Below are 19,134 nucleotides of genomic sequence, written 5' to 3'. Positions count from 1 at the left end.
ATGGAGAACATTGTTTTCCCGCAGGGTTTTCTGTGGGGAGCCGCGACCGCCGCGTTCCAGGTGGAAGGTGCGACCGACGTGGACGGCCGCACAGACTCCATCTGGGACGAGTTCTGCCGTCAGCCCGGCAAGGTGGTGGGCGGTGACTGCGGTGAACCCGCCGCCGACCACTACCGGCGCTTCGAGCAGGACGTCGCCATGATGGCGGACCTGGGACTCAAGGCCTACCGGTTCTCGATCGCCTGGCCGCGCGTGCGACCGGACGGCGGGAAGGTCAACCAGGCTGGGCTCGACTTCTACCAGCGGTTGATCGACTCGTTGCTGGCGCACGACATCGTGCCGTGGCCGACGCTGTACCACTGGGACCTGCCGCAGAAGCTGGAGGAGGCCGGCGGCTGGGCGAACCGCGACACCGCGTTCCGGTTCGCCGACTACGCGGCCTCCACCGTCGAGGCGCTCGGCGACCGGGTCGGCACCTGGACGACGATGAACGAGCCGTGGTGCTCGGCGTTCCTCGGCTACGCGGGCGGGAACCACGCCCCCGGCCGCACGGAGCCGGCCGCCGCCGTCGCCGCCGTGCACCACCTGCTGCTCGCGCACGGGCTCGCGGCCGACACCATCCGCGCCGCCCAGCCGGACGCCAAGGTGGGCATCACGCTCAACATGTACCCGATCATCCCCGTGGACCCGGGCAACCCGGCGGACCTCGACGTCGCGCGAAGGCTCGACGGTCTGCAGCAGCGGATCTTCCTGGACCCGTTGCTGCGCGGGGAGTACCCGGCCGACATCCTCGCGGACCTCGAGCCGTACGGGTTCGGCGAGCACATCAAGGACGGCGACCTCGGTGTCATCTCGGGGCCGATGGACATGCTCGGCGTCAACTACTACACCGAGCACTACGTCAGCTCGACGCCCAACGGCGAGGCCGGCCCGTCACCGTGGGTCGGCGTGCAGCACGCCTCGTTCCCGGCCAGGGACGCTCCCATGACGGACATGGGCTGGGAGGTCAGGCCGGACGGGCTCACCACCGTGCTGATGCGGGTGCACCAGGACTACCCGCGGCTTCCGCTGTACATCACGGAGAACGGCGCCGCGTTCCGCGACGACTTCTCCGGCAACGGTGCGATCGACGACGTGGACCGCACCGGTTTCATCGCGTCCCACCTGCGCGCCGCCCACGCGGCGATCGAGGCGGGCGTGGACCTGCGGGGTTACTTCTGCTGGTCGCTGCTGGACAACTTCGAGTGGGCAGAGGGGTACGCGAAGCGGTTCGGCATCGTCCACGTCGACTACGACACGCAGATCCGCACGCCGAAGATGAGTGCGAGGTGGTACAGCAGGGTGGCGCGTGACAACGCGCTGGTAGCCGTCTCATGACAGAAGGCAGGAGTCGGCGCCCCGGCCCGCGCATCGAGGAGGTCGCGCGCGTGGCCGGGGTGTCGAAGTCGACCGTCTCCCGGGTGATCAACGGCGAGAAGTACGTGAGCGAGCGGTCCCGCCAGGCGGTGCACCGCGCGATCGCCATGCTCGGGTACAGCCCCAACCACGCCGCGCGCACCCTCGCGGGCAGCAAGGCGAACGCGATCGCCCTGGTCATCTCCGAGCAGGGCAGCCGGGTGCTCGCCGACCCGTTCTTCGCCGGGGTGCTGCGCGGGGTGCACGCGGAGCTCGCGGGACGGCACGTCCAGCTCCTGCTGATGATGAACCAGCCGCTCGACGGTGAGGACCAGATCGCGTACCTCACCGGCGGGCACGTCGACGGCGCCCTCGTCGTGAGCCTGCACGGCGAGGACCCGTTGCCCAGGACGTTGCACGAGACGGGGCTGCCCATCGTGGTGGGCGGCCGTCCGCTCGCGGGCGGCTCCGTCCCGTTCGTCGACGCGGACAACTTCAACGGCGCGCTCGGCGCCGTCCGGTTCCTCATCTCCCTGGGCCGCGAGAAGATCGCCACGATCGCCGGCCCGGTCGACATGGCGGTCGGCATGGACCGCCTGAGCGGCTGGCGGTGCGGGCTCGCGGAACACGGCATGCCAGTGGACCTGGTGGTGCACAGCGACTTCACGCCCGACAGCGGCGCGCTCGCGATGGAGGAGCTGCTGCGCAGGGCACCCGATCTCGACGCGGTCTTCGTGGCGGCGGACATCATGGCGCTGGGTGCGTTGCGGGTGCTCCAGGAGCGCGGCTACAAGATCCCCGACGACGTGGCGGTGGTGGGCTTCGACGACTCCGTGCTCGCGTCGACGGCCGTACCGCCGCTCACCACCGTGCGGCAGGACGTGGAGGGGTTCGGCCGGGCCCTGACCTGGCGGCTGCTCGCCGAGCTGGCCGGCGAGGAGAAGCTGCCGCAGTCCATGCTGCTGCCCACGTCGCTGGTGCGCCGCTCGAGCGCGTGATCGTGCTTGTACGCCAACGGTTCGATCGTCCCGCGTCGAATCGACTCGAACCCATTCGCGGCGGAAGTAATTCCTCCCGGGCCTGAACCAGAGCCAGGACCAGGCCGTATTACGACATGCGAGTGGGAGAGAGCGGGGGTTGCGGATGCAGGCGGGCCGATTCTTCGACGATTCACCGGACGACGGTCCGGAACTGCCGGACACAGCGGTGCTGCGCGTGTTGTGGATGACCGCGCAGGGGATGGTGTGGCCGTGGTTGCTGCAGAGCATGTGCCGGCGTGACGCCATCGAGCACGCCCTGAAGAGCGAGCTGATCTGGGCGCCGGTCGGCGACCACCTCGGCTACCACATCACGGACGCCGGGCGGCGGCGCATCATGGACTGGTACCAGGAGAACCGCCCCGGCACCCAGGACGACTCGGCGCACTGGCGCGCCGTCACGATGCGCTGAAGCCCTCGGCCGCGTCGCGGCCGAGGGACATCAGCGTCGTGTGGTCAGACGGTGGCGGCGGCGCGAGCGGCGAGGCCTTCGACCACTCCGGACAGCTTCTCGGTGACCTCGGGGTCGTCGACCGGGTGGAGCTCGGCGAAACGCACCACCGACTCGGGGATCGAGAGCGTCAGGTCCTCGGCGACCACGCCACCGGCGATCTTGACGGCCTTGCGGGCCTCGTCCTGCGCCCACACGCCGCCGTACTGGCCGAACGCGGTGCCCACGACGGCGACCGGCTTGCCGGACAGGGCGCCCGCGCCGTAGGGCCGCGACAGCCAGTCGATGGCGTTCTTCAGCACGGCGGGGATCGTGCCGTTGTACTCGGGCGACACCAGGAGCAGGGCGTCCGCCTCGGCGGCGGCCTCCCGCAGCCGGGCGGCGGAGGCGGGCACGCTGCCTTCGGCGTCGATGTCCTCGTTGTAGAACGGCACGGTGTCCAGACCCTCGAACAGGCCGACCTCGACGTGCTCGGGCGCGATCTGGACCGCCGCCTCGGCAAGCCTGCGGTTGTGCGATCCCGAACGAAGGCTGCCGACGAGCGTGAGGATGCGAACGGCCATGGAGAGACTCCCAGGTGCGTTGTGTGCTTGAACGACTACACGCTAAACGGGACGCGGCCCGGTTATCTTCCGGATACGCTGCCCAGGTGATCGACGGCACATCCCTGTCCCTCGCCGGCGCCGAGCCACAGCTGCGCGCGGACGCCGTGCGCAACCGGGCGTTGCTGCTGGAGGCAGCCGCCCGGCTGGCGGCACGACGGGGTGCGGCGGCGATCACGATGGAGTCGGTCGCCGCGGAGGCCGGGGTCGGCAAGGGCACGGTGTCGCGGCGCTTCGGTGACCGCAACGGCCTGATCCGGGCCCTGCTGGACCGTTCGGAGAGCCAGTTCCAGGAGTCGTTCCTCAGCGGAGCACCACCGCTCGGACCGGAGGCGGACGCGGCCACGCGGCTCAGGGCGTTCGGCCCGGCCCTGCTGCGCCACGAGCACGCCGACCTCGAGCTCTACCTGGCGGCCGAACCGTCGCCGAGCCGCCGGTTCTCGGTCCCGGCCCGGCAGTTGCGCCACCGGCACGTGGCCGTGCTGGTGCGCGCGCTCCTGCCCGGCGCCGACGCCGACCTGCTCGCCCACACCCTGCTGGCGTCGGTGGACGTCGTGCTGACCGACCACCTCGTCCGCGGCCACGGCATGGCGCTGGCGCGGGTGGAGGCCGGGTGGCACGACCTCCTCGACCGGCTCCTGGCCTGACCTCTACCGCTCCAGGCGGCTGGGATCCCCCACGTCGCTGCGGCGGACCAGCCAGGCCTCGGTGATGTGCGTGAACATGGCCTCGGCGGCACCGGCGGGGTCGTGGGCGGCGATCCGTTCGCAGACGCGGCGGTGGCCCGCGTTCGAGGCGGCGCACAGGGCTCGGTCGCTGCGGCCCGTGTAGCGGGCGGTGTTGATCACTTGGCTCTCCAGCGCGCGCACCACTCCCCTGGCGATGCGGTTGCCGGAGGCCCGCATGATCCGGTCGTGGAAGAGCCGGTCCTGCTCCCGGTACGCGTCCGGGTCACCGGTCAGGCGGTCCATCAGCTCCACGAGGTCACGCAGCGCCGTGACGGTGGCCTCGTCGGCGGTGCGGGCAGCGGCCTGGGCCATGTCCGACTCGAGCAGGCGCCGGGTCACCACCAGGTCGTCGAGCACGGCGAGCGTCTCGTCCTCGGCGACGACGGCTCCCAGGACGAGCTCGTCGAGCACGTTCCACGCCGACGGCGGGGTGACCTGGGTGCCCGCACCCTGGCGCACCTGCACCAAACCCTTCTCCTGCAGCACTTTCACCGCTTCGCGGATGACGGTCCTGCTCACCGAGAAGGCCTCGCACAGCGCCGGCTCGGGAGGCAGCGACGTCCCGGAGGGGTGGTCGCCGCGCACGATCCGGCTCACCAGCTCGGCGGTCACCGCGCTGGCCAGACTCGCCGGCCTGCGCACCCAGCTCGGGGTGGCGGCGGCCGGTCTCGGGCCTGACGCGGTCATCGGTCCTCCGGTCGCGTCGTGCGGGCAGGTGCGGCGAGGGTACTGCAGAACGGGCGATTGACGTAATACGTCATACGACTTACGTTCACCGCACCCCGTCGGGAACGACGCAGCCCGGCGCCCTCTCGGGAAGAGAAGTGAGCCAGCGATGAAGCAGCGCACGCTCTGGTCCGCCGCCCTGGTCGTGGGGCTGACGCTGACGGCGGGATGCGGCAGCGCGTCCGGGCCGGGCTCCTCGACCGGCTCGAGCGACAAGCTCGTGGTCTGGGACTGGAAGTCCGGTGACGCCGAGGCCGCCGCCTACGTGGAGAAGGCGAAGGCCGACTTCGCGAAGAAGCACCCCGGTGTGACCGTCGAGTTCGTAGCCCAGCCGTTCGACCAGTACTACACCCTGCTCGGCGCGGCCATCCAGGCCGGCAAGGGTCCCGACGTCGTGCTGTTCAACGGTGGCGGGCAGATCCGCGACCGCGCCGCCGCGCTCACCCCGATCGACACCTACGTCGGCGACGACCGGCAGCGGCTGGCCGGCTGGGACGCGTTCACCAAGGACGGCAAGACCTACGCCGCACCCGTGACCCTGCAGGGCCATCCCGTCTACTACAACAAGGACCTCTACGGGAAGGCCGGCCTCGACCCGGACGCCCCGCCGAAGACCTGGGACGACTTCGTCCGGAACTGCGGTGTGATCGCGGCGAAGACCGGCGCGAAGTGCCTGGCACAGGGCAACAAGGAGGGCTTCGGCATCCAGTTCTTCCTGTCCGCCATGGGATCGTCGGTCCTGACACCGCAGGAGTACGACGACTGGATCGCCGGGAAGCGCGACTGGGCCTCGGCGGACGTCAAGCGGATCTTCGAGCTGTGGAAGCAGACCGGCGACTCCGGCCTGAACACCGACGGCGCCAACTCCACGGCGATGTTCAACGACGCGTTCGCGCTCTTCAACTCCGGCAAGGCCGCCCACGTCATCGGCCTGATGTCGGACGTCGGGCACTGGAAGGACTTCGCCGAGTTCCTCACGCCGGAGAAGCTCGGCGTGATGCGGGCGCCCGTCGTCACCACCGCGGCGAAGCCGAGCCTGCCGTTCGACGGCGGCATCGGATACGCGGTCGCGAAGTGGACCAAGGACCCGAAGCTGGCGGCGGACCTGGTGCGCTCACTGACTTCCGCCGACGCGCTGAAAGCGTTCTACGCCGACGGCGGCGCCATCGCGTCCGACGCGACGATCGACGTCTCCTCCGGCGGGCCCGCCGTCAAGACGATCGTCGCGGAGGTCGAGGCGGGCAAGCCCGCATTGCACGTCGCCCTGTCGTCCAAGACCCTCGACCTGATGGGACGTCTCTCCCAGCAACTCCTGAGCGGATCGGCCACAGTGGACGACGCGGTAGCGCAGCTGGCCGCCTCCGACAAGACCGGCTGACGCCGTGGCGGCACCCACGCTCTCCCCCGCGCGCCCGGCTCCGGCCGGGCCCGCGAGGCCGCGCCGGTCCGGCTCGCGGGCCGAGCGCCTCGCTCCCCTGGCGCTCGTGGCACCGGCCGTCCTGATCATCGCCGGGCTGCGCCTGTGGCCGTTGGTGCTGGGCGTCAACTTCTCGTTCACCGGCGACGGTGACCGCGACGGCGTGATGGTCGGCCTCGACAACTACGCGACCCTGTTCGCCGATCCGCTGTTCCGCACGGCCCTGCGCAACGTCGGGCTGCTCGTCCTGTTGCTCCCGGTGGCGGTGGCGATCCCGGGGCTCCTCGCCACGCTGATCTACCTGCGCGTGCCAGGACACCGGCTCTACCGCGGCGTCTACTTCTTCCCCGCGGTGCTCTCGCCGGTGATCGTCGGCGCGATCTTCACGCTGCTGCTGGCGTTCGACGGCCCGCTCAACGGGTTCCTCGGCGGCCTGGGACTCGGTCCAGTCGACTGGCTCGGCGATCCCGACGTGGCGTTCTTCGTTGTTGTCGCGGTGCACGTCTGGGCGACGTTCGGCATGGCGCTCGTCGTCTTCCTGGCCGGGTTCGCCACCCTCGACCAGTCGCTGCTCGACGCGGCGAAGACGGACGGCGCGTCGTTCCCGCAGACGGTCCGGCACGTGATCGTCCCGAGCCTCACGCGCACGATCCAGTTCGTCTTCGTCACCACCATGATCGGCATGCTGACCTCGATGTTCGGCCTGCTCTACGTGATGACGAGCGGCGGGCCGGAGGGGTCGACGTACCTGCCCGAGTACTACATCTGGATCCAGCAGGGCCGGTTGAACCAGCCCGCGCTCGCCTCCGCGGCCTCGACCGCGCTGTTCCTGATCATGCTCGTGGTGGGGCTGGCGCAGATCGCGATCCTGCGCCGCGCCGCCGGCAAGGAGGACTGATGCCCGGCACCCGGCCGGCCAGGTGGGTGGCCGCCGTCCCGATGGCCGCCCTCGCCGTGGCCACGGTCTACCCGCTGGTGTTCACCACCAACGTCGCCATGAAGACCCGCCGTGAGTACGTCCTCGACCGGTTCTCCCCGGCGGACTCGTTCAGCCTCGACAACGTCGTCAGGGCGTGGACGAGCGTCGGGATGTCCCGCTACTTCCTGAACTCCGTGGTCGTCGTGGCGTGCTCGGTCGCACTGCTGCTGTTGTTCGGATCGATGGCGGGCTTCGCGCTGGGGCGGCTGAGGTTCCGCGGCTCGTCCGCGCTCTTCCTGGGGATCCTCGCGGCGTTGTTCGTGCCGTTTCAGGTGATCATGGTGCCGCTGGCGCGGACCATGGCGGACACCGGTCTCATCGACACCTACCCCGGCCTGGTGCTCGCGTACGTGGCGCAGTTCCTGCCGTTCACGATCTTCCTGCTGACGAGCTACTACGCCACCGTGCCGGCGGAGATCGTCGACGCCGCGCGCATCGACGGGAACTCCGTCTACGGGGTCTACTGGCGGATCATGCTGCCGATAGGTGCGCCCGCGCTGTTGTCGGTCGGTGTGCTCAACGCGTTGTTCTGCTGGAACGACGTACTCATCTCGTTGCTGATGATGCCGTCCGCGGAGCACCGCACGCTCATGATCGGCGTCACGTCGTTGCGCGGGCAGTACTCCGACGACATCCCCACGTTCGCGGCGGGCGTGCTGATCGCCGCGGTCCCCGTCCTGGTCGTCTACCTGTTCCTGCAACGCCAGATCGCCGACGGTGTCACCGCCGGGTCCACGAAGGGCTGACATGCGCATCACTGGCTACCGGACGCTCACGACGGTCCAGGACTGGGGCCGTCCGGTCGGCGACGCCAACGGCGTGATCCCCGACGGCCTCGTCCGGGTCCCGATCGTCGTCGTGGAGACCGACGAGGGCCTCACCGGTGTGGGACTCGGCCCGCACGTGGAGATCGAGGCCGTCTTCGCCGCCATCGAGGGCGAGGACCCGCGCTGCGTCACCGCCCTGTACGACCGGATGCTGCGCCGGATGTTCAAGGCCGGGCACGCCGGTGCGGTGTTCGGCACCATCGGCGCGTTCGACAGCGCGTTGTGGGACATCAAGGCCCAGGCGGCAGGGGAACCGCTGTGGCGGTTGCTCGGCGGCCGGGACCGCCGCGTGCCCGCCTACGCCTCAGCCTTGGACATCGCGCTGACCGACGACGAACTCGTTGCGGCGTACCAGATCTACGCCGATCACGGGCTGCGCGCGGCGAAGATCAAGGGCGGCCTCGACGTCGACCGCGACCGGCACCGCCTCGGCCTCGTGCGGGACGTCCTGACGGAGGCGGGCGGCGGCGCCCGGCCGGGCCTGATGCTGGACGTCAACGAGACCTGGACGCGCAAGCAGGCGGTCCGCTACGTCGCCGAGCTCGAAAGGACCTTCGACCTCACGTGGGTCGAGGAGCCCGTCCGGCGCTGGGACGTGGAGGGCCACGCCGCGGTCGGGCGCGGGATCCGCGCCTCCGTCGCCACCGGCGAGAACCTGACCGGGCTCGAGCAGCACCGCCCGCTCATGGCGGCCGGCGCCGTCGACGTCGTGCAGACCGCCGGAGTCTGGGGCATCACCCACTTCCTCCGGGTCGCCGCCCTCGCGCACGCCCACGACCTGCCCGTGAGTCCCATCGGCACCAGCCCGATCGGCCTGCTGCACGGCGCCACGTCGGTGCCCAACCACCTGGTCAGCGAACTGCAGGACCTGCGGCCCGCGGTGGGCGTCTCACTCGACCTGCACGTCGAGGACGGCGCCTACGTCCTCGGCGACAGCCCCGGGCTGGGCGTGCGGCTCGACGAGAAGACCATCGCCGCGTCGAGCCACCTGCTCCCCCACCCCACGGCCGGCGGGACGCACATCCGGCCCGAGCACGCGGGACGGCGCCTGTACGCGGTGGAGGCGGGCGAGGAGAGCCCTGTTCTCAACGCCGGGGTGTAGCGGGTCATTCGACTGTCCACAGTGGATTTTCTCGGTCACACCAGGCGGTTCGAGTCGAATCGATCGTCGAAAGCGGGCCGGTGAACGAACGGGGCTTGTAGCCGTCAGCGAACTCGGCCTACGGTCTGGGAGCGCTCCCAGACCGACCGTCGACGAGGACGGAGAACCTCAAAGCATGAGATCGCAACCCCCACGTCTCCTCGCCGCGACCCTGCTCGCGGTGCTGGCAGCGAGCTCACTCCAGGGCGCCGCTGCGGCGGCGGACTACGAACGCGTGCTCAACGGCACGTTCGACACCGGCGCCGCCGATCCCTGGTGGAGCGGCGCCGGGGTGACCAACCGGGTCACCGGCGGCGAGTTGTGCGCGGCGGTCACCGGCGGCACCACGAACCCGTGGGACGCCCTGATCGGCCAGAACGGCGTCCCGTTCGAGACCGGCCAGTCCTACACCTTCTCGTTCGACGCCCACGCCACGACCGCGCAGCCGATCACGGCCGCCGCGGGCGAGAGCGTGAGCCCGTACCGCGGGATCGCGAGCCAGCAGTTCACGCTCTCGCCGGCCAAGCAGCGGTTCACGTTCACCTTCACGTCCACATTGGACTTCCCGGACGCGGGCAACGGTCAGGTCGCGTTCCAGCTGGGCGGACAGGCCGCCGACAACACGATCTGCGTGGACAACGTCTCCGTGGTCGGCGGCGTGAAGCCGCCCGGTGGCGTCAACCCCAACCCCACCAAGAAGGTCCAGGTCGACCTGGTCGGGTACGTGCCGGGTCTGCCCAAGCGCGCGACCCTCGTCTCCACGGCGACGACGCCGCAGACGTGGACGCTCAAGAACTCCGCGGGCACGGCCGTCGCCACCGGCCAGAGCACGCCCAAGGGCGCGGACGCCACGTCCGGCGACCCGGTGCACCAGATCGACTTCTCGTCGTTCGACACGGCCGGAACCGGCTACACGCTGTCCGTCGGCGAGGACAGCAGCTTCCCGTTCGACATCTCCGCGGACCCGGTCAAGCGGCTGCGCTACGACTCGCTCGCGTTCTTCTACCACCAGCGCAGTGGAACGCCGATCGAGGCGCAGTACGTCGGGGACGAGTACTCCCGGCCCGCGGGGCACGTCAACGTCGCGCCGAACCAGGGCGACAACAACGTGCCGTGCCGCGCCGACCTCGCCTGCGGTTACACGCTCGACGTGCGCGGCGGCTGGTACGACGCGGGCGACCACGGCAAGTACGTGGTCAACGGCGGCATCGCGGCCTGGCAGCTGCTCAACTCCTACGAGCGGGCCACCCGCGTCGGTGACGCGACGGCGTTCCGCGATGGCACGCTCGCCATCCCGGAGAAGTCCAACGGCGTGCCGGACCTGCTCGACGAGGCGCGCTGGGAGGTCGACTTCCTGCTGAAGATGCAGGCACCCGACGGCATGGCGCACCACAAGATCCACGACGCGAACTGGACGGCCCTGCCGACCCGTCCCGAACTGGACGACCAGCCGCGCCGCCTGTCCGCGACCAGCACGGCCGCGACGCTGAACCTGGCCGCCGTCGCCGCGCAGGCGTCCCGGCTGTGGAAGGGCGTCGACGCGACATACTCCGCCACGCTGCTCACGGCGGCCCGCAAGGCCTACGCGGCGGCGAAGGCGAACCCGGCCAAGATCGCCGACCCGAACGACGGCACCGGCGGTGGCGCCTACAGCGACAGCACCGTCAGCGACGAGTTCTACTGGGCGGCGTCGGAGCTGTACGCGACCACCGGCGACACCGCCTACCGCACCGACGTGACGGCCTCACCGCACTACAAGGCAGCCGGTCTGACCAGGGCGGGCTTCTACTGGGGCGGCACCGCGCCGCTCGGTGACATCACGCTCGCCCTGGCCCCCAACGGCCTGCCGGCGGCGGACGTCACGGCGATCAAGTCCGCGTTCGCCACCGTCGCGGACCAGCACCTGACCGCCATGGCGGGAATGGGCTACGCCGCTCCGTACGACAACAGCGTGGACGGGTACGTCTGGGGCTCGAACTCCGCGGTCCTCAACAACGCCCAGGTGCTCGCGCTCGCCCACGACTTCACCGGTGCCGCCAAGTACCGCGACGGCGTGTTCGAGGCACTGCACTACGTCCTCGGCCGCAACCCGCTGAGCACCTCGTACGTGGCGGGTTACGGCGACCAGGCGATGCGCAACGCGCACCACCGGTTCTGGGCGAACCAGAACGACCCGACCCTGCCGATCGCGCCGCCCGGTTCGCTGTCCGGCGGCCCGAACAGCGCCCTGCAGGACCCGGTGGCGCAGCGGCTGCTCGCCGGCTGCCCGCAGCAGAAGTGCTGGGTGGACGACATCGGCGCCTACTCGGTCAACGAGGTGGCGGTGAACTGGAACTCCGCTCTCGCCTGGGTCTCGGGCTGGGCCGCGGAGAAGTCCGGCACCTCCACGCCGAAGTCCGACTGCGAGGTCGGCTTCACCGCCGGCAGGTGGAACGACGGACTGTCGGCCCAGGTGAAGATCACCAACACCGGCACGACCGCGTGGACGTCGTGGAAGCTCGGGTTCGCGTTTCCCGGCACCCAGAAGGTCACCGCCGGGTGGTCGGCGACGTGGAGCCAGACCGGGCGTGACGTGACGGCCGCCAGCATGCCGTGGAACGGCCAGGTCGGACCGGGCAAGTCGGTCCACATCGGATTCAACGGTTCCGGCACCGGAACCGACCCGACCGCCTTCACGATCAACGGGAAGGCCTGCAAGATCGCCTGACCGCACCAGGGATGCGCCCGCTGTCACTTCGGTGGCGGCGGGCGCTCTGCGTTTGCGGCCTCTGTGAGCGCTAACAGGCAGTACCTGCTGTTATCCAGATGAAACTTGACGGGCCAGTTGTTAGCGATAACACTCGCCGCCTACAGCATTGTTGCCTGTCGGTGACATCGAGGAGAAGCAATGAGGCTTGCCAGGATCGCGGCCACCACCGCACTCGCCGTCACCCTCGCCGCCTGTGGTTCGGCGCAGAAGACGGTCGACCAGCAGACCACGAGCAGCGAAGGTGCGCTGGTGGGCGTCACCATGCCGACGCGGTCGTCCGAACGCTGGATCCACGACGGCGACAACATCAAGAAGGCCCTGGAGGGCAAGGGGTACAAGGTCGACCTCCAGTACGCGGAGAACGACATCCCGACCCAGGCCAACCAGATCGAGAACCAGATCACCAAGGGCGCCAAGCTCCTGATCGTCGCCTCGATCGACGGCACCGCGATCACCTCGCAGCTGCAGCAGGCCGCCGACGCCAAGATCCCGGTGATCGCCTACGACCGGCTGATCCGCAAGAGCCCGAACGTCGACTACTACGCGACGTTCGACAACTTCAAGGTCGGCGTGGAGCAGGCGAACTCGCTGCTGGCCGGGCTGAAGGCGAAGGGCGAGGGCCCGTTCAACGTCGAGCTGTTCGCCGGGTCGCCGGACGACAACAACGCCACGTTCTTCTTCAACGGCGCCATGTCCGTGCTCCAGCCGCTCGTCGACCAGGGCAAGCTCGTCGTGAAGTCGGGTCAGAAGGACTTCAAGACCGTCGCGATCCTGCGCTGGGACCCCGCGACCGCGCAGAAGCGCATGGAGGACCTGCTCACCTCGACCTACGGCGGTGCCAAGGTCGACGGCGTGCTGTCCCCCTACGACGGCATCTCGATCGGCATCCTCTCCGCGCTCAAGAGCGGTGGCTACGGCACGGCCGGCCAGGCCTACCCGATCGTCACCGGTCAGGACGCCGAGGTCGCCTCGGTGAAGTCGATCATCGCCGGTGAGCAGTACTCCACGATCCACAAGGACACCCGCCTGCTCGCCGACGTCACGGTGAAGATGGCCGACGCGGTGCTCAAGGGCGGCAAGCCCGAGGTCAACAACACGAAGGACTACGACAACGGCAACAAGGTCGTGCCGTCCTTCCTGCTCCAGCCCGTCCCCGTGGACAAGGCGAACTACCAGAAGGAACTGATCGACTCCGGTTACTACACCGCCGACCAGCTCAAGTAGGTCCTGTGTCCGACGACATCCTGGTGATGCGCGGTATCACCAAGAGGTTCGCGGGTGTCACCGCGCTGCACGAGGTCTCGTTGACCGTGCGGCGCGGTGAGATCCACGCGATCTGCGGTGAGAACGGCGCGGGCAAGTCCACGCTGATGAAGGTGCTGTCCGGGGTACACCCGCACGGCACGTACGACGGCGACATCCTCTTCGAGGGTGAGCCGTGCGCGTTCGACGGCATTCGCGACAGCGAGCGCCGCGGCATCGTGATCATCCACCAGGAGCTGGCGCTGTGCGGCCAGCTCTCCGTGGCGGAGAACCTGTTCCTGGGCAACGAGAGGTCCCGGCGCGGGTTCATCGACTGGAACCGCACCAACCACGAGGCCCAGGCGCTGCTCGACCGCGTGGGCCTGCGGGAGAACCCGACGACCCCGGTGAACGACCTCGGCGTCGGCAAGCAGCAGCTCGTCGAGATCGCCAAGGCGTTGTCCAAGGAGGTCAGCCTCCTGATCCTGGACGAGCCGACGGCGGCGCTCAACGACGACGACTCGCAGCACCTGCTGGACCTGCTCGACGGCCTGCGGGACGAGGGCATCACCTCGGTGATCATCTCCCACAAGCTGGGCGAGGTCACCCGGATCGCCGACACCGTCACGGTGCTGCGCGATGGGAAGACCATCGAGACGTTGCCCGCCAAGGGTCTCAGCGAGGAACGCATCATCTCCGGCATGGTCGGCCGCGACCTCGAGCACCGGTTCCCGCCGCGCACGCCCGACATCGGCGAGGAGGTGCTGCGCATCGAGGACTGGACCGTGCACAGCCCCGCCCAGCCGGACCGGGTCGTCGTGGACAACGCCACGCTGACCCTGCGGCGCGGGGAGATCGTCGGTCTCGCCGGTCTGATGGGCGCGGGCCGTACGGAGCTCGCGATGAGCGTCTTCGGCCGCTCGTACGGCGTCGGCATCTCCGGGCGCGTGGTCAAGAACGGCCAGGAGATCGACACGCGCACCGTGCGCGGCGCGATCCGGCACGGCCTCGCGTATGTGAGCGAGGACCGCAAGAAGTACGGGCTCAACCTGATCGAGGGCGTGCAGCGCAACGTCTCCGCCGCGGCGCTGGACAAGCTCGCGAACCGCGGGTGGGTGAACGAGAACGAGGAGTACACGGTCGCGGAACGGTTCCGGAAGTCGATGGGCATCAGGACCGCCGCCGTGTCGACCCCGACCGGCACGCTGTCCGGCGGCAACCAGCAGAAGGTCGTGCTGGCGAAGTGGATGTTCACCGACCCGGACGTGCTGATCCTCGACGAACCGACGCGCGGCATCGACGTCGGCGCGAAGTACGAGATCTACTCGATCATCAACGACCTCGCCGCCCAGGGGCGCGCGGTGCTGGTGATCTCCTCGGAGCTACCGGAGCTCCTCGGCCTGTGCGACCGCGTGTACGCGCTGTCGGAGGGCCGCATCACCGGCGAGGTCAGCCGCGAAGAGGCCACGCAGGAACGCTTGATGCAGTTTATGACGCGAGGACAGAGCTCATGACCACGAAGACCGCGCCCGCTCCCGCCGCAGCCCCGCCCGCCCGGTCCCGGCGGTTCTCGATCAACCTGCGGCAGTCGGGCATCTACGTCGCGTTCGCGCTGATCGTCGTCCTGTTCGCGGTGCTGACCGACGGCGCCCTGCTGCAGCCGCAGAACATCTCGAACATCATCGTGCAGAACTCCTACGTGCTGATCCTCGCGATCGGCATGATCCTGGTGATCATCGGCGGGCACATCGACCTCTCGGTCGGCTCGACGGTGGCGCTGACCGGGGCGATCTGCGCGGTGCTGACCGTCCAATGGGGACTGCCGTGGCCGGTGGCGGTGCTGCTGACGCTGCTCTCGGGTGCGTTGATCGGCGCGGCGCAGGGTTACTGGATCGCGTACTTCGGCATCCCGGCGTTCATCGTCACGCTGGCGGGCATGCTGGTGTTCCGCGCGCTCACCCTGACGACGCTGGGCAACCAGGGCATCGGGCCGTTCCCCGACGAGATCCGCTCGCTCGCGAACGGCTTCACGGGCGGCTACCTCGGCAACATCGGTCTCGGCCCGCTCGGCGGCGCCGACCTGGTGAGCCTGCTCGCCGGACTCGCGTTCGTGGTCGGGTTCGCGTTGTCGCAGTGGCGCAAGCGCGCGGCCCGGCTCGGCTACGGCCAGGTCGTCGAGCCGATGCCGGTGTTCGTCCTCAAGATCGTCGGCGTCGGTGTCGTCGTGATGGCCGTCGTGGTGCAGCTCGCCCGCTTCCGCAACCTGCCGTGGGTGCTGGTGCTGCTCGCGGCGCTCGCGCTCGGCTACTCGCTGATGGCCGGCAACTCCGTGTTCGGACGGCACATCTACTCGATCGGCGGCAACCTGCAGGCCGCCACGCTGTCCGGCGTGAAGGTCAAGGCCGTCACGTTCTGGGTGTTCGTCAACATGGGCGCGCTGGCCGCGCTGGCCGGCGTGATCTTCGCCGGCCGGCTCAACCAGGCGGGCCCGACGGCGGGCATGTCGTTCGAGCTGGACGCCATCGCGGCCGCGTTCATCGGTGGCGCCGCGGTCCAGGGCGGTGTCGGCAAGGTCGTCGGCGCCATCACCGGCGGCCTGATCATGGGTGTCATCAACAACGGCATGTCGCTGATCGGCGCACCCAGTGAACGCGTGATGCTCGTGAAGGGTCTCGTCCTGCTCGCGGCGGTCGCCTACGACGTCTGGACCAAGCGGCGCGCCTGAAGTCCCCCTGCCCACCCCGGAAGGCGAACAACAACGATGTTGTCATCCCTGCGCCGTTTCGGTCTGGTGGTGGCCGTGACGGCCGCCCTGGTCCCCATCACCCCGGCCGCCGCCGAACCGCTCGTGCGGACAGCGGCGAACGCGTTGGAAGTCCCGAACATCGACGACGTCCGCGGCCACCTCACCCTGCCCACCACCGGTGCGCACGACACGAGCGTCACGTGGAAGTCGTCCAACGCCAAGGTGATCACGCCGACCGGTGAGGTGAGCCGTCCTCCTGCGGGCGGCAAGCCCACCAAGGTCGTGCTGACGGCGAAGGTGAGCCGCGGGCAGCAGAGCACCACTCGCGCGCTCACCGCCACCGTCGCCCCGTCGCCCGCCAAGGAACCGCTGGCGGGCTACAGCTTCTTCTACTTCACCGGTGAAGGCAGCCCGATCGGCGAGCAGATCTACGCCGCCGCCAGCAACGGCAACAACCCGCTGGACTTCTCCGAGGTCAACGGCGGCCAGCCGGTGCTGAAGTCCAGCCTCGGCGAGCTGGGCGTGCGCGACCCGTTCATCCTGCGCTCCCCCGAGGGCGACAAGTTCTTCCTGCTGGCCACCGACCTGAAGATCAACGGCGGACGCGGCTGGGACGCGGCGCAGCGCAGCGGCAGCCGGTCGCTGATGGTGTGGGAGTCGACGGACCTGCGGAACTGGTCGCGCCAGCGCAGCGTCCAGGTCTCGCCGCCGACCGCGGGCAACACGTGGGCACCGGAGGCGTTCTGGGACGCCAAGCGTGGCAACTACGTCGTCTACTGGGCCTCGAAGCTGTACGCGGAGAGCGATCCCGGCCACACGGGCGACAGCTACAACCGGATGATGTACGCGACCACGCGCGACTTCGTGACGTTCAGCCCGGCGAAGGTGTGGATCGACCCCGGCTACTCGGTCATCGACTCGACGGTCATCGAGCACGGCGGCACCTACTACCGCTACACCAAGGACGAGCGGAACAACTCGTCGTCCTCGCCGTGCAGCAAGTACATCACCGCGGAGAAGTCGGCGGACCTGCTGAACCCGGAGTACGACTTCGTCGCCGAGTGCATCGGCAAGGCCACCCCGACCAGCCCCGGCCTGAGCGCCGGTGAGGGCCCGACCGGGTTCAAGTCCAACACCGAGAACAAGTGGTACCTGTTCATCGACGAGTACGGCGGCCGCGGCTACGTGCCGTTCGAGACGACCGACCTCGCCTCCGGGAAGTGGACGATGTCCACGGGCGCCCGCCTGCCCGCGTCCCCGCGCCACGGCACGGTGCTGCCGGTGACCCAGGCCGAACTGAGCCGGCTCACCGCTGCACCGCCGCCGGTGAAGGCCGATACGAAGGGCCTCGTCGCGCACTGGCCGCTCACCGGTTCCACCGCCGACGCCGCCGGCCACGGCTACGACGGCGTGCTCGCCGGCGACGCCGCGTTCTCCGAGGGGTCCCTGTCGCTGCGCGGCGGGCACGTCCAGCTGCCGAACAACATGCTGACCGGTGCCCAGGCGGCCACGATCTCCGCCGACGTGCTGGTGGACCCGGCCCAGCAGACGCCGTACTTCCTCTACGGCTTCGGCAACACCGCGCCGAACGGCACCGGCAACGGTTACCTGTTCAGCACCGGTGACACCTACCGAGGTGCGATCGCCACCGGCAACTGGACGACCGAGCAGGGCGTGAACTCCGGCAAGGCGTTGCCACGCGGCGTCTGGAAGAACGTGACGCTGACGGTCGGCAACGGCGTGGAGGTGCTGTACCTCGACGGCGTCGAGGTAGCACGCAACACCGCCGTCTCCATCAAGCCGTCCGACATCGGCGGCGGGATCACGGCGGCCAACTACCTGGGCAGATCGGTCTACGCGGCGGACAGGACCTTCCAGGGCAGGATGAAGGACGTCCGGCTCTACAACCGGGCGCTCGCGAGCACCGAGGTGGCCGCGCTGCCGTTCAACGCGACCCTGATCCGGTCAGTCGCGCACAACTCGCTCAAAGCACCCGCCGTCATCGAACCGGGCAGCGTCGTGCTCCCCGTGCGGCCGGGCACCGACCTGCGGCGGGTCGCGCTCGACTTCGGTCTGGCTCCCGGAGCGTCCATCACGCCCAGCGGCCCTGTCGACCTGCGCAAGCCGCGGCAGTTCACCGTGCGGTCGGGCCGCGAGAGTCGGGTGTGGACGGTCGAGGCCCACGAGATGCGCAGCCCCGTGCTGCCGGGTCTCAACGCCGACCCGAACGTCGTCGCGTTCGGCGACACCTACTACATCTACGCGACCACGGACGGCTTCGACGGCTGGAGCGGCACGAAGTTCTCCGCCTGGTCGTCGAAGAACCTGGTCGACTGGAAGGACGAGGGCGTCATCCTCGACCTCGGTCCCGGCGTGAGCTGGGCGGACCGCAACGCGTGGGCGCCGGCCATCGTCGAACGCGACGGGAAGTACTACTTCTACTTCTGCGCCGAGGCCAAGATCGGCGTCGCCGTGAGCGACTCCCCGACCGGCCCGTTCGTCGACTCCGGTCAGCCCCTGATCTCGCGCAACCCCACCGGTGGGGGCCAGGCCATCGACCCCGCCGTCTTCGTGGACCGCTCCGGACAGGCGTACCTGTACTGGGGCAACGGCGAGGCCTACGTCGTTCCGCTCAACAGTGACATGATCTCCTACGACCCGGCCAAGATCACCCGCCTCACCGGGCTGACGGACTTCCGGGAGGGCCTGTTCATGGTGGAGCGCAAGGGCACCTACTACCTGAGCTGGTCGATCGACGACACCCGCAGCGAGGACTACCGCGTCGCCTACGCCACCGCGCCCAGCCCGACCGGCCCGTTCACGAACCGCGGCCTGATCCTGAGCAAGGACCTGAAGCTCGACGTCAAGGGCACCGGCCACAGTTCGATGCTGCAGGTGCCGGGCACGGACGACTGGTACCTCGTCTACCACCGCTTCGCCATCCCCGGTGGGGACGGCACGCACCGCGAGACCACGATAGACAGGATGAGGTTCGGCCGCGACGGCTCCATCGTCCCGGTCGCACCGACGCTGGAGAGCGTCGCACCACAACGGATCCGGCCTCAGCACTGCCGGGCCCTGATCAACTGATACG

The 19,134-nt window shown here is 69.5% G+C and carries 15 protein-coding genes; 13 read left to right on the top strand and 2 right to left on the bottom strand.

Annotation, left to right across the window (positions count from 1 at the left end; translation table 11 throughout):
- From LX88_RS30110 to LX88_RS30100, 3 genes are all read left to right on the top strand, one after another.
- Window positions 1-1,377 carry a GH1 family beta-glucosidase gene (locus tag LX88_RS30110; protein WP_258951141.1) on the top strand — a complete coding sequence of 459 codons (1,377 nt, stop codon included), beginning with the start codon at window positions 1-3 and terminating at the stop codon, window positions 1,375-1,377.
- The gene (locus LX88_RS30105) at window positions 1,374-2,393 is read left to right on the top strand and encodes a LacI family DNA-binding transcriptional regulator (RefSeq protein ID WP_090064639.1); all 1,020 of its coding nucleotides are present in this window, start codon (window positions 1,374-1,376) and stop codon (window positions 2,391-2,393) included. Before LX88_RS30110 ends, LX88_RS30105 begins: the two co-directional genes overlap by 4 nt.
- A gap of 145 nt (window positions 2,394-2,538) precedes the next feature.
- Complete coding sequence (locus LX88_RS30100) at window positions 2,539-2,844, top strand: hypothetical protein (RefSeq protein ID WP_090064640.1); 306 nt, start codon at window positions 2,539-2,541, stop codon at window positions 2,842-2,844.
- 44 nt (window positions 2,845-2,888) lie between these two features.
- Here the strand turns inward: LX88_RS30100 and LX88_RS30095 are convergent, their stop codons facing one another.
- Complete coding sequence (locus tag LX88_RS30095; RefSeq protein WP_258951140.1) at window positions 2,889-3,446, bottom strand: NAD(P)H-dependent oxidoreductase; 558 nt, start codon at window positions 3,444-3,446, stop codon at window positions 2,889-2,891.
- An 86-nt stretch (window positions 3,447-3,532) separates the two neighbouring features.
- Here LX88_RS30095 and LX88_RS30090 point away from each other — a divergent pair, with 86 nt between their 5' ends.
- Window positions 3,533-4,132: a TetR/AcrR family transcriptional regulator gene (locus LX88_RS30090; protein ID WP_258951139.1), complete on the top strand. Its 600-nt coding sequence runs from the start codon at window positions 3,533-3,535 to the stop codon at window positions 4,130-4,132.
- A 3-nt stretch (window positions 4,133-4,135) separates the two neighbouring features.
- On the opposite strand, the gene LX88_RS30085 is transcribed toward LX88_RS30090, so the two are convergent.
- On the bottom strand, window positions 4,136-4,900 hold the full coding sequence (locus LX88_RS30085) for a FadR/GntR family transcriptional regulator (RefSeq protein ID WP_258951138.1): 765 nt from the start codon (window positions 4,898-4,900) through the stop codon (window positions 4,136-4,138).
- Between the two features lie 148 nt (window positions 4,901-5,048).
- Between LX88_RS30085 and LX88_RS30080 the strand changes: the two genes are divergently transcribed.
- The 9 genes from LX88_RS30080 (at window position 5,049) to LX88_RS30040 (ending at window position 19,130) form a co-directional block, all read left to right on the top strand.
- The gene (locus LX88_RS30080) at window positions 5,049-6,317 is read left to right on the top strand and encodes an ABC transporter substrate-binding protein (protein WP_258951137.1); all 1,269 of its coding nucleotides are present in this window, start codon (window positions 5,049-5,051) and stop codon (window positions 6,315-6,317) included.
- A 4-nt stretch (window positions 6,318-6,321) separates the two neighbouring features.
- Complete coding sequence (locus tag LX88_RS30075) at window positions 6,322-7,254, top strand: carbohydrate ABC transporter permease (protein ID WP_258951136.1); 933 nt, start codon at window positions 6,322-6,324, stop codon at window positions 7,252-7,254.
- A complete protein-coding gene (locus LX88_RS30070) occupies window positions 7,254-8,081 on the top strand; it encodes a carbohydrate ABC transporter permease (RefSeq protein WP_258951135.1) in 828 nt (275 codons plus the stop codon). Before LX88_RS30075 ends, LX88_RS30070 begins: the two co-directional genes overlap by 1 nt.
- A gap of 1 nt (window position 8,082) precedes the next feature.
- Window positions 8,083-9,264, top strand: coding sequence for a mandelate racemase/muconate lactonizing enzyme family protein (locus tag LX88_RS30065; protein WP_258951134.1), 1,182 nt, complete (start codon window positions 8,083-8,085; stop codon window positions 9,262-9,264).
- 175 nt (window positions 9,265-9,439) lie between these two features.
- Window positions 9,440-12,010 carry a glycoside hydrolase family 9 protein gene (locus LX88_RS30060; protein ID WP_258951133.1) on the top strand — a complete coding sequence of 857 codons (2,571 nt, stop codon included), beginning with the start codon at window positions 9,440-9,442 and terminating at the stop codon, window positions 12,008-12,010.
- Window positions 12,011-12,190: 180 nt separating this feature from the next.
- On the top strand, window positions 12,191-13,276 hold the full coding sequence (chvE, locus tag LX88_RS30055) for a multiple monosaccharide ABC transporter substrate-binding protein (protein ID WP_258951132.1): 1,086 nt from the start codon (window positions 12,191-12,193) through the stop codon (window positions 13,274-13,276).
- A gap of 26 nt (window positions 13,277-13,302) precedes the next feature.
- Entirely contained in the window at window positions 13,303-14,808 is a 1,506-nt protein-coding gene (gene mmsA, locus LX88_RS30050; RefSeq protein WP_307791496.1) for a multiple monosaccharide ABC transporter ATP-binding protein, read from the top strand.
- Window positions 14,805-16,019 carry a multiple monosaccharide ABC transporter permease gene (gene mmsB / locus LX88_RS30045; protein WP_258951130.1) on the top strand — a complete coding sequence of 405 codons (1,215 nt, stop codon included), beginning with the start codon at window positions 14,805-14,807 and terminating at the stop codon, window positions 16,017-16,019. Before mmsA ends, mmsB begins: the two co-directional genes overlap by 4 nt.
- A gap of 36 nt (window positions 16,020-16,055) precedes the next feature.
- On the top strand, window positions 16,056-19,130 hold the full coding sequence (locus LX88_RS30040) for a family 43 glycosylhydrolase (protein ID WP_258951129.1): 3,075 nt from the start codon (window positions 16,056-16,058) through the stop codon (window positions 19,128-19,130).
- The last annotated feature ends 4 nt before the right edge of the window (window positions 19,131-19,134 follow it).

Origin of the sequence: Lentzea californiensis (assembly GCF_024648825.1) — a bacterium.
Classification (GTDB): domain Bacteria; phylum Actinomycetota; class Actinomycetes; order Mycobacteriales; family Pseudonocardiaceae; genus Lentzea; species Lentzea californiensis.
This window is presented reverse-complemented; position numbering and strand designations above follow the sequence as displayed.

Excerpts from the sequence above, each read along its gene's own strand:
- LX88_RS30110 (WP_258951141.1), top strand. The coding sequence starts at position 1 with ATGGAGAACATTGTTTTCCCGCAGGGTTTTCTGTGGGGAGCCGCGACC.
- LX88_RS30105 (WP_090064639.1), top strand. The coding sequence starts at position 1,374 with ATGACAGAAGGCAGGAGTCGGCGCCCCGGCCCGCGCATCGAGGAGGTC.
- LX88_RS30100 (WP_090064640.1), top strand. The coding sequence starts at position 2,539 with ATGCAGGCGGGCCGATTCTTCGACGATTCACCGGACGACGGTCCGGAA.
- LX88_RS30095 (WP_258951140.1), bottom strand. The coding sequence starts at position 3,446 with ATGGCCGTTCGCATCCTCACGCTCGTCGGCAGCCTTCGTTCGGGATCG.
- LX88_RS30085 (WP_258951138.1), bottom strand. The coding sequence starts at position 4,900 with ATGACCGCGTCAGGCCCGAGACCGGCCGCCGCCACCCCGAGCTGGGTG.
- LX88_RS30080 (WP_258951137.1), top strand. The coding sequence starts at position 5,049 with ATGAAGCAGCGCACGCTCTGGTCCGCCGCCCTGGTCGTGGGGCTGACG.
- LX88_RS30070 (WP_258951135.1), top strand. The coding sequence starts at position 7,254 with ATGCCCGGCACCCGGCCGGCCAGGTGGGTGGCCGCCGTCCCGATGGCC.
- LX88_RS30065 (WP_258951134.1), top strand. The coding sequence starts at position 8,083 with ATGCGCATCACTGGCTACCGGACGCTCACGACGGTCCAGGACTGGGGC.
- LX88_RS30060 (WP_258951133.1), top strand. The coding sequence starts at position 9,440 with ATGAGATCGCAACCCCCACGTCTCCTCGCCGCGACCCTGCTCGCGGTG.
- chvE (WP_258951132.1), top strand. The coding sequence starts at position 12,191 with ATGAGGCTTGCCAGGATCGCGGCCACCACCGCACTCGCCGTCACCCTC.
- mmsA (WP_307791496.1), top strand. The coding sequence starts at position 13,303 with ATGCGCGGTATCACCAAGAGGTTCGCGGGTGTCACCGCGCTGCACGAG.
- mmsB (WP_258951130.1), top strand. The coding sequence starts at position 14,805 with ATGACCACGAAGACCGCGCCCGCTCCCGCCGCAGCCCCGCCCGCCCGG.
- LX88_RS30040 (WP_258951129.1), top strand. The coding sequence starts at position 16,056 with ATGTTGTCATCCCTGCGCCGTTTCGGTCTGGTGGTGGCCGTGACGGCC.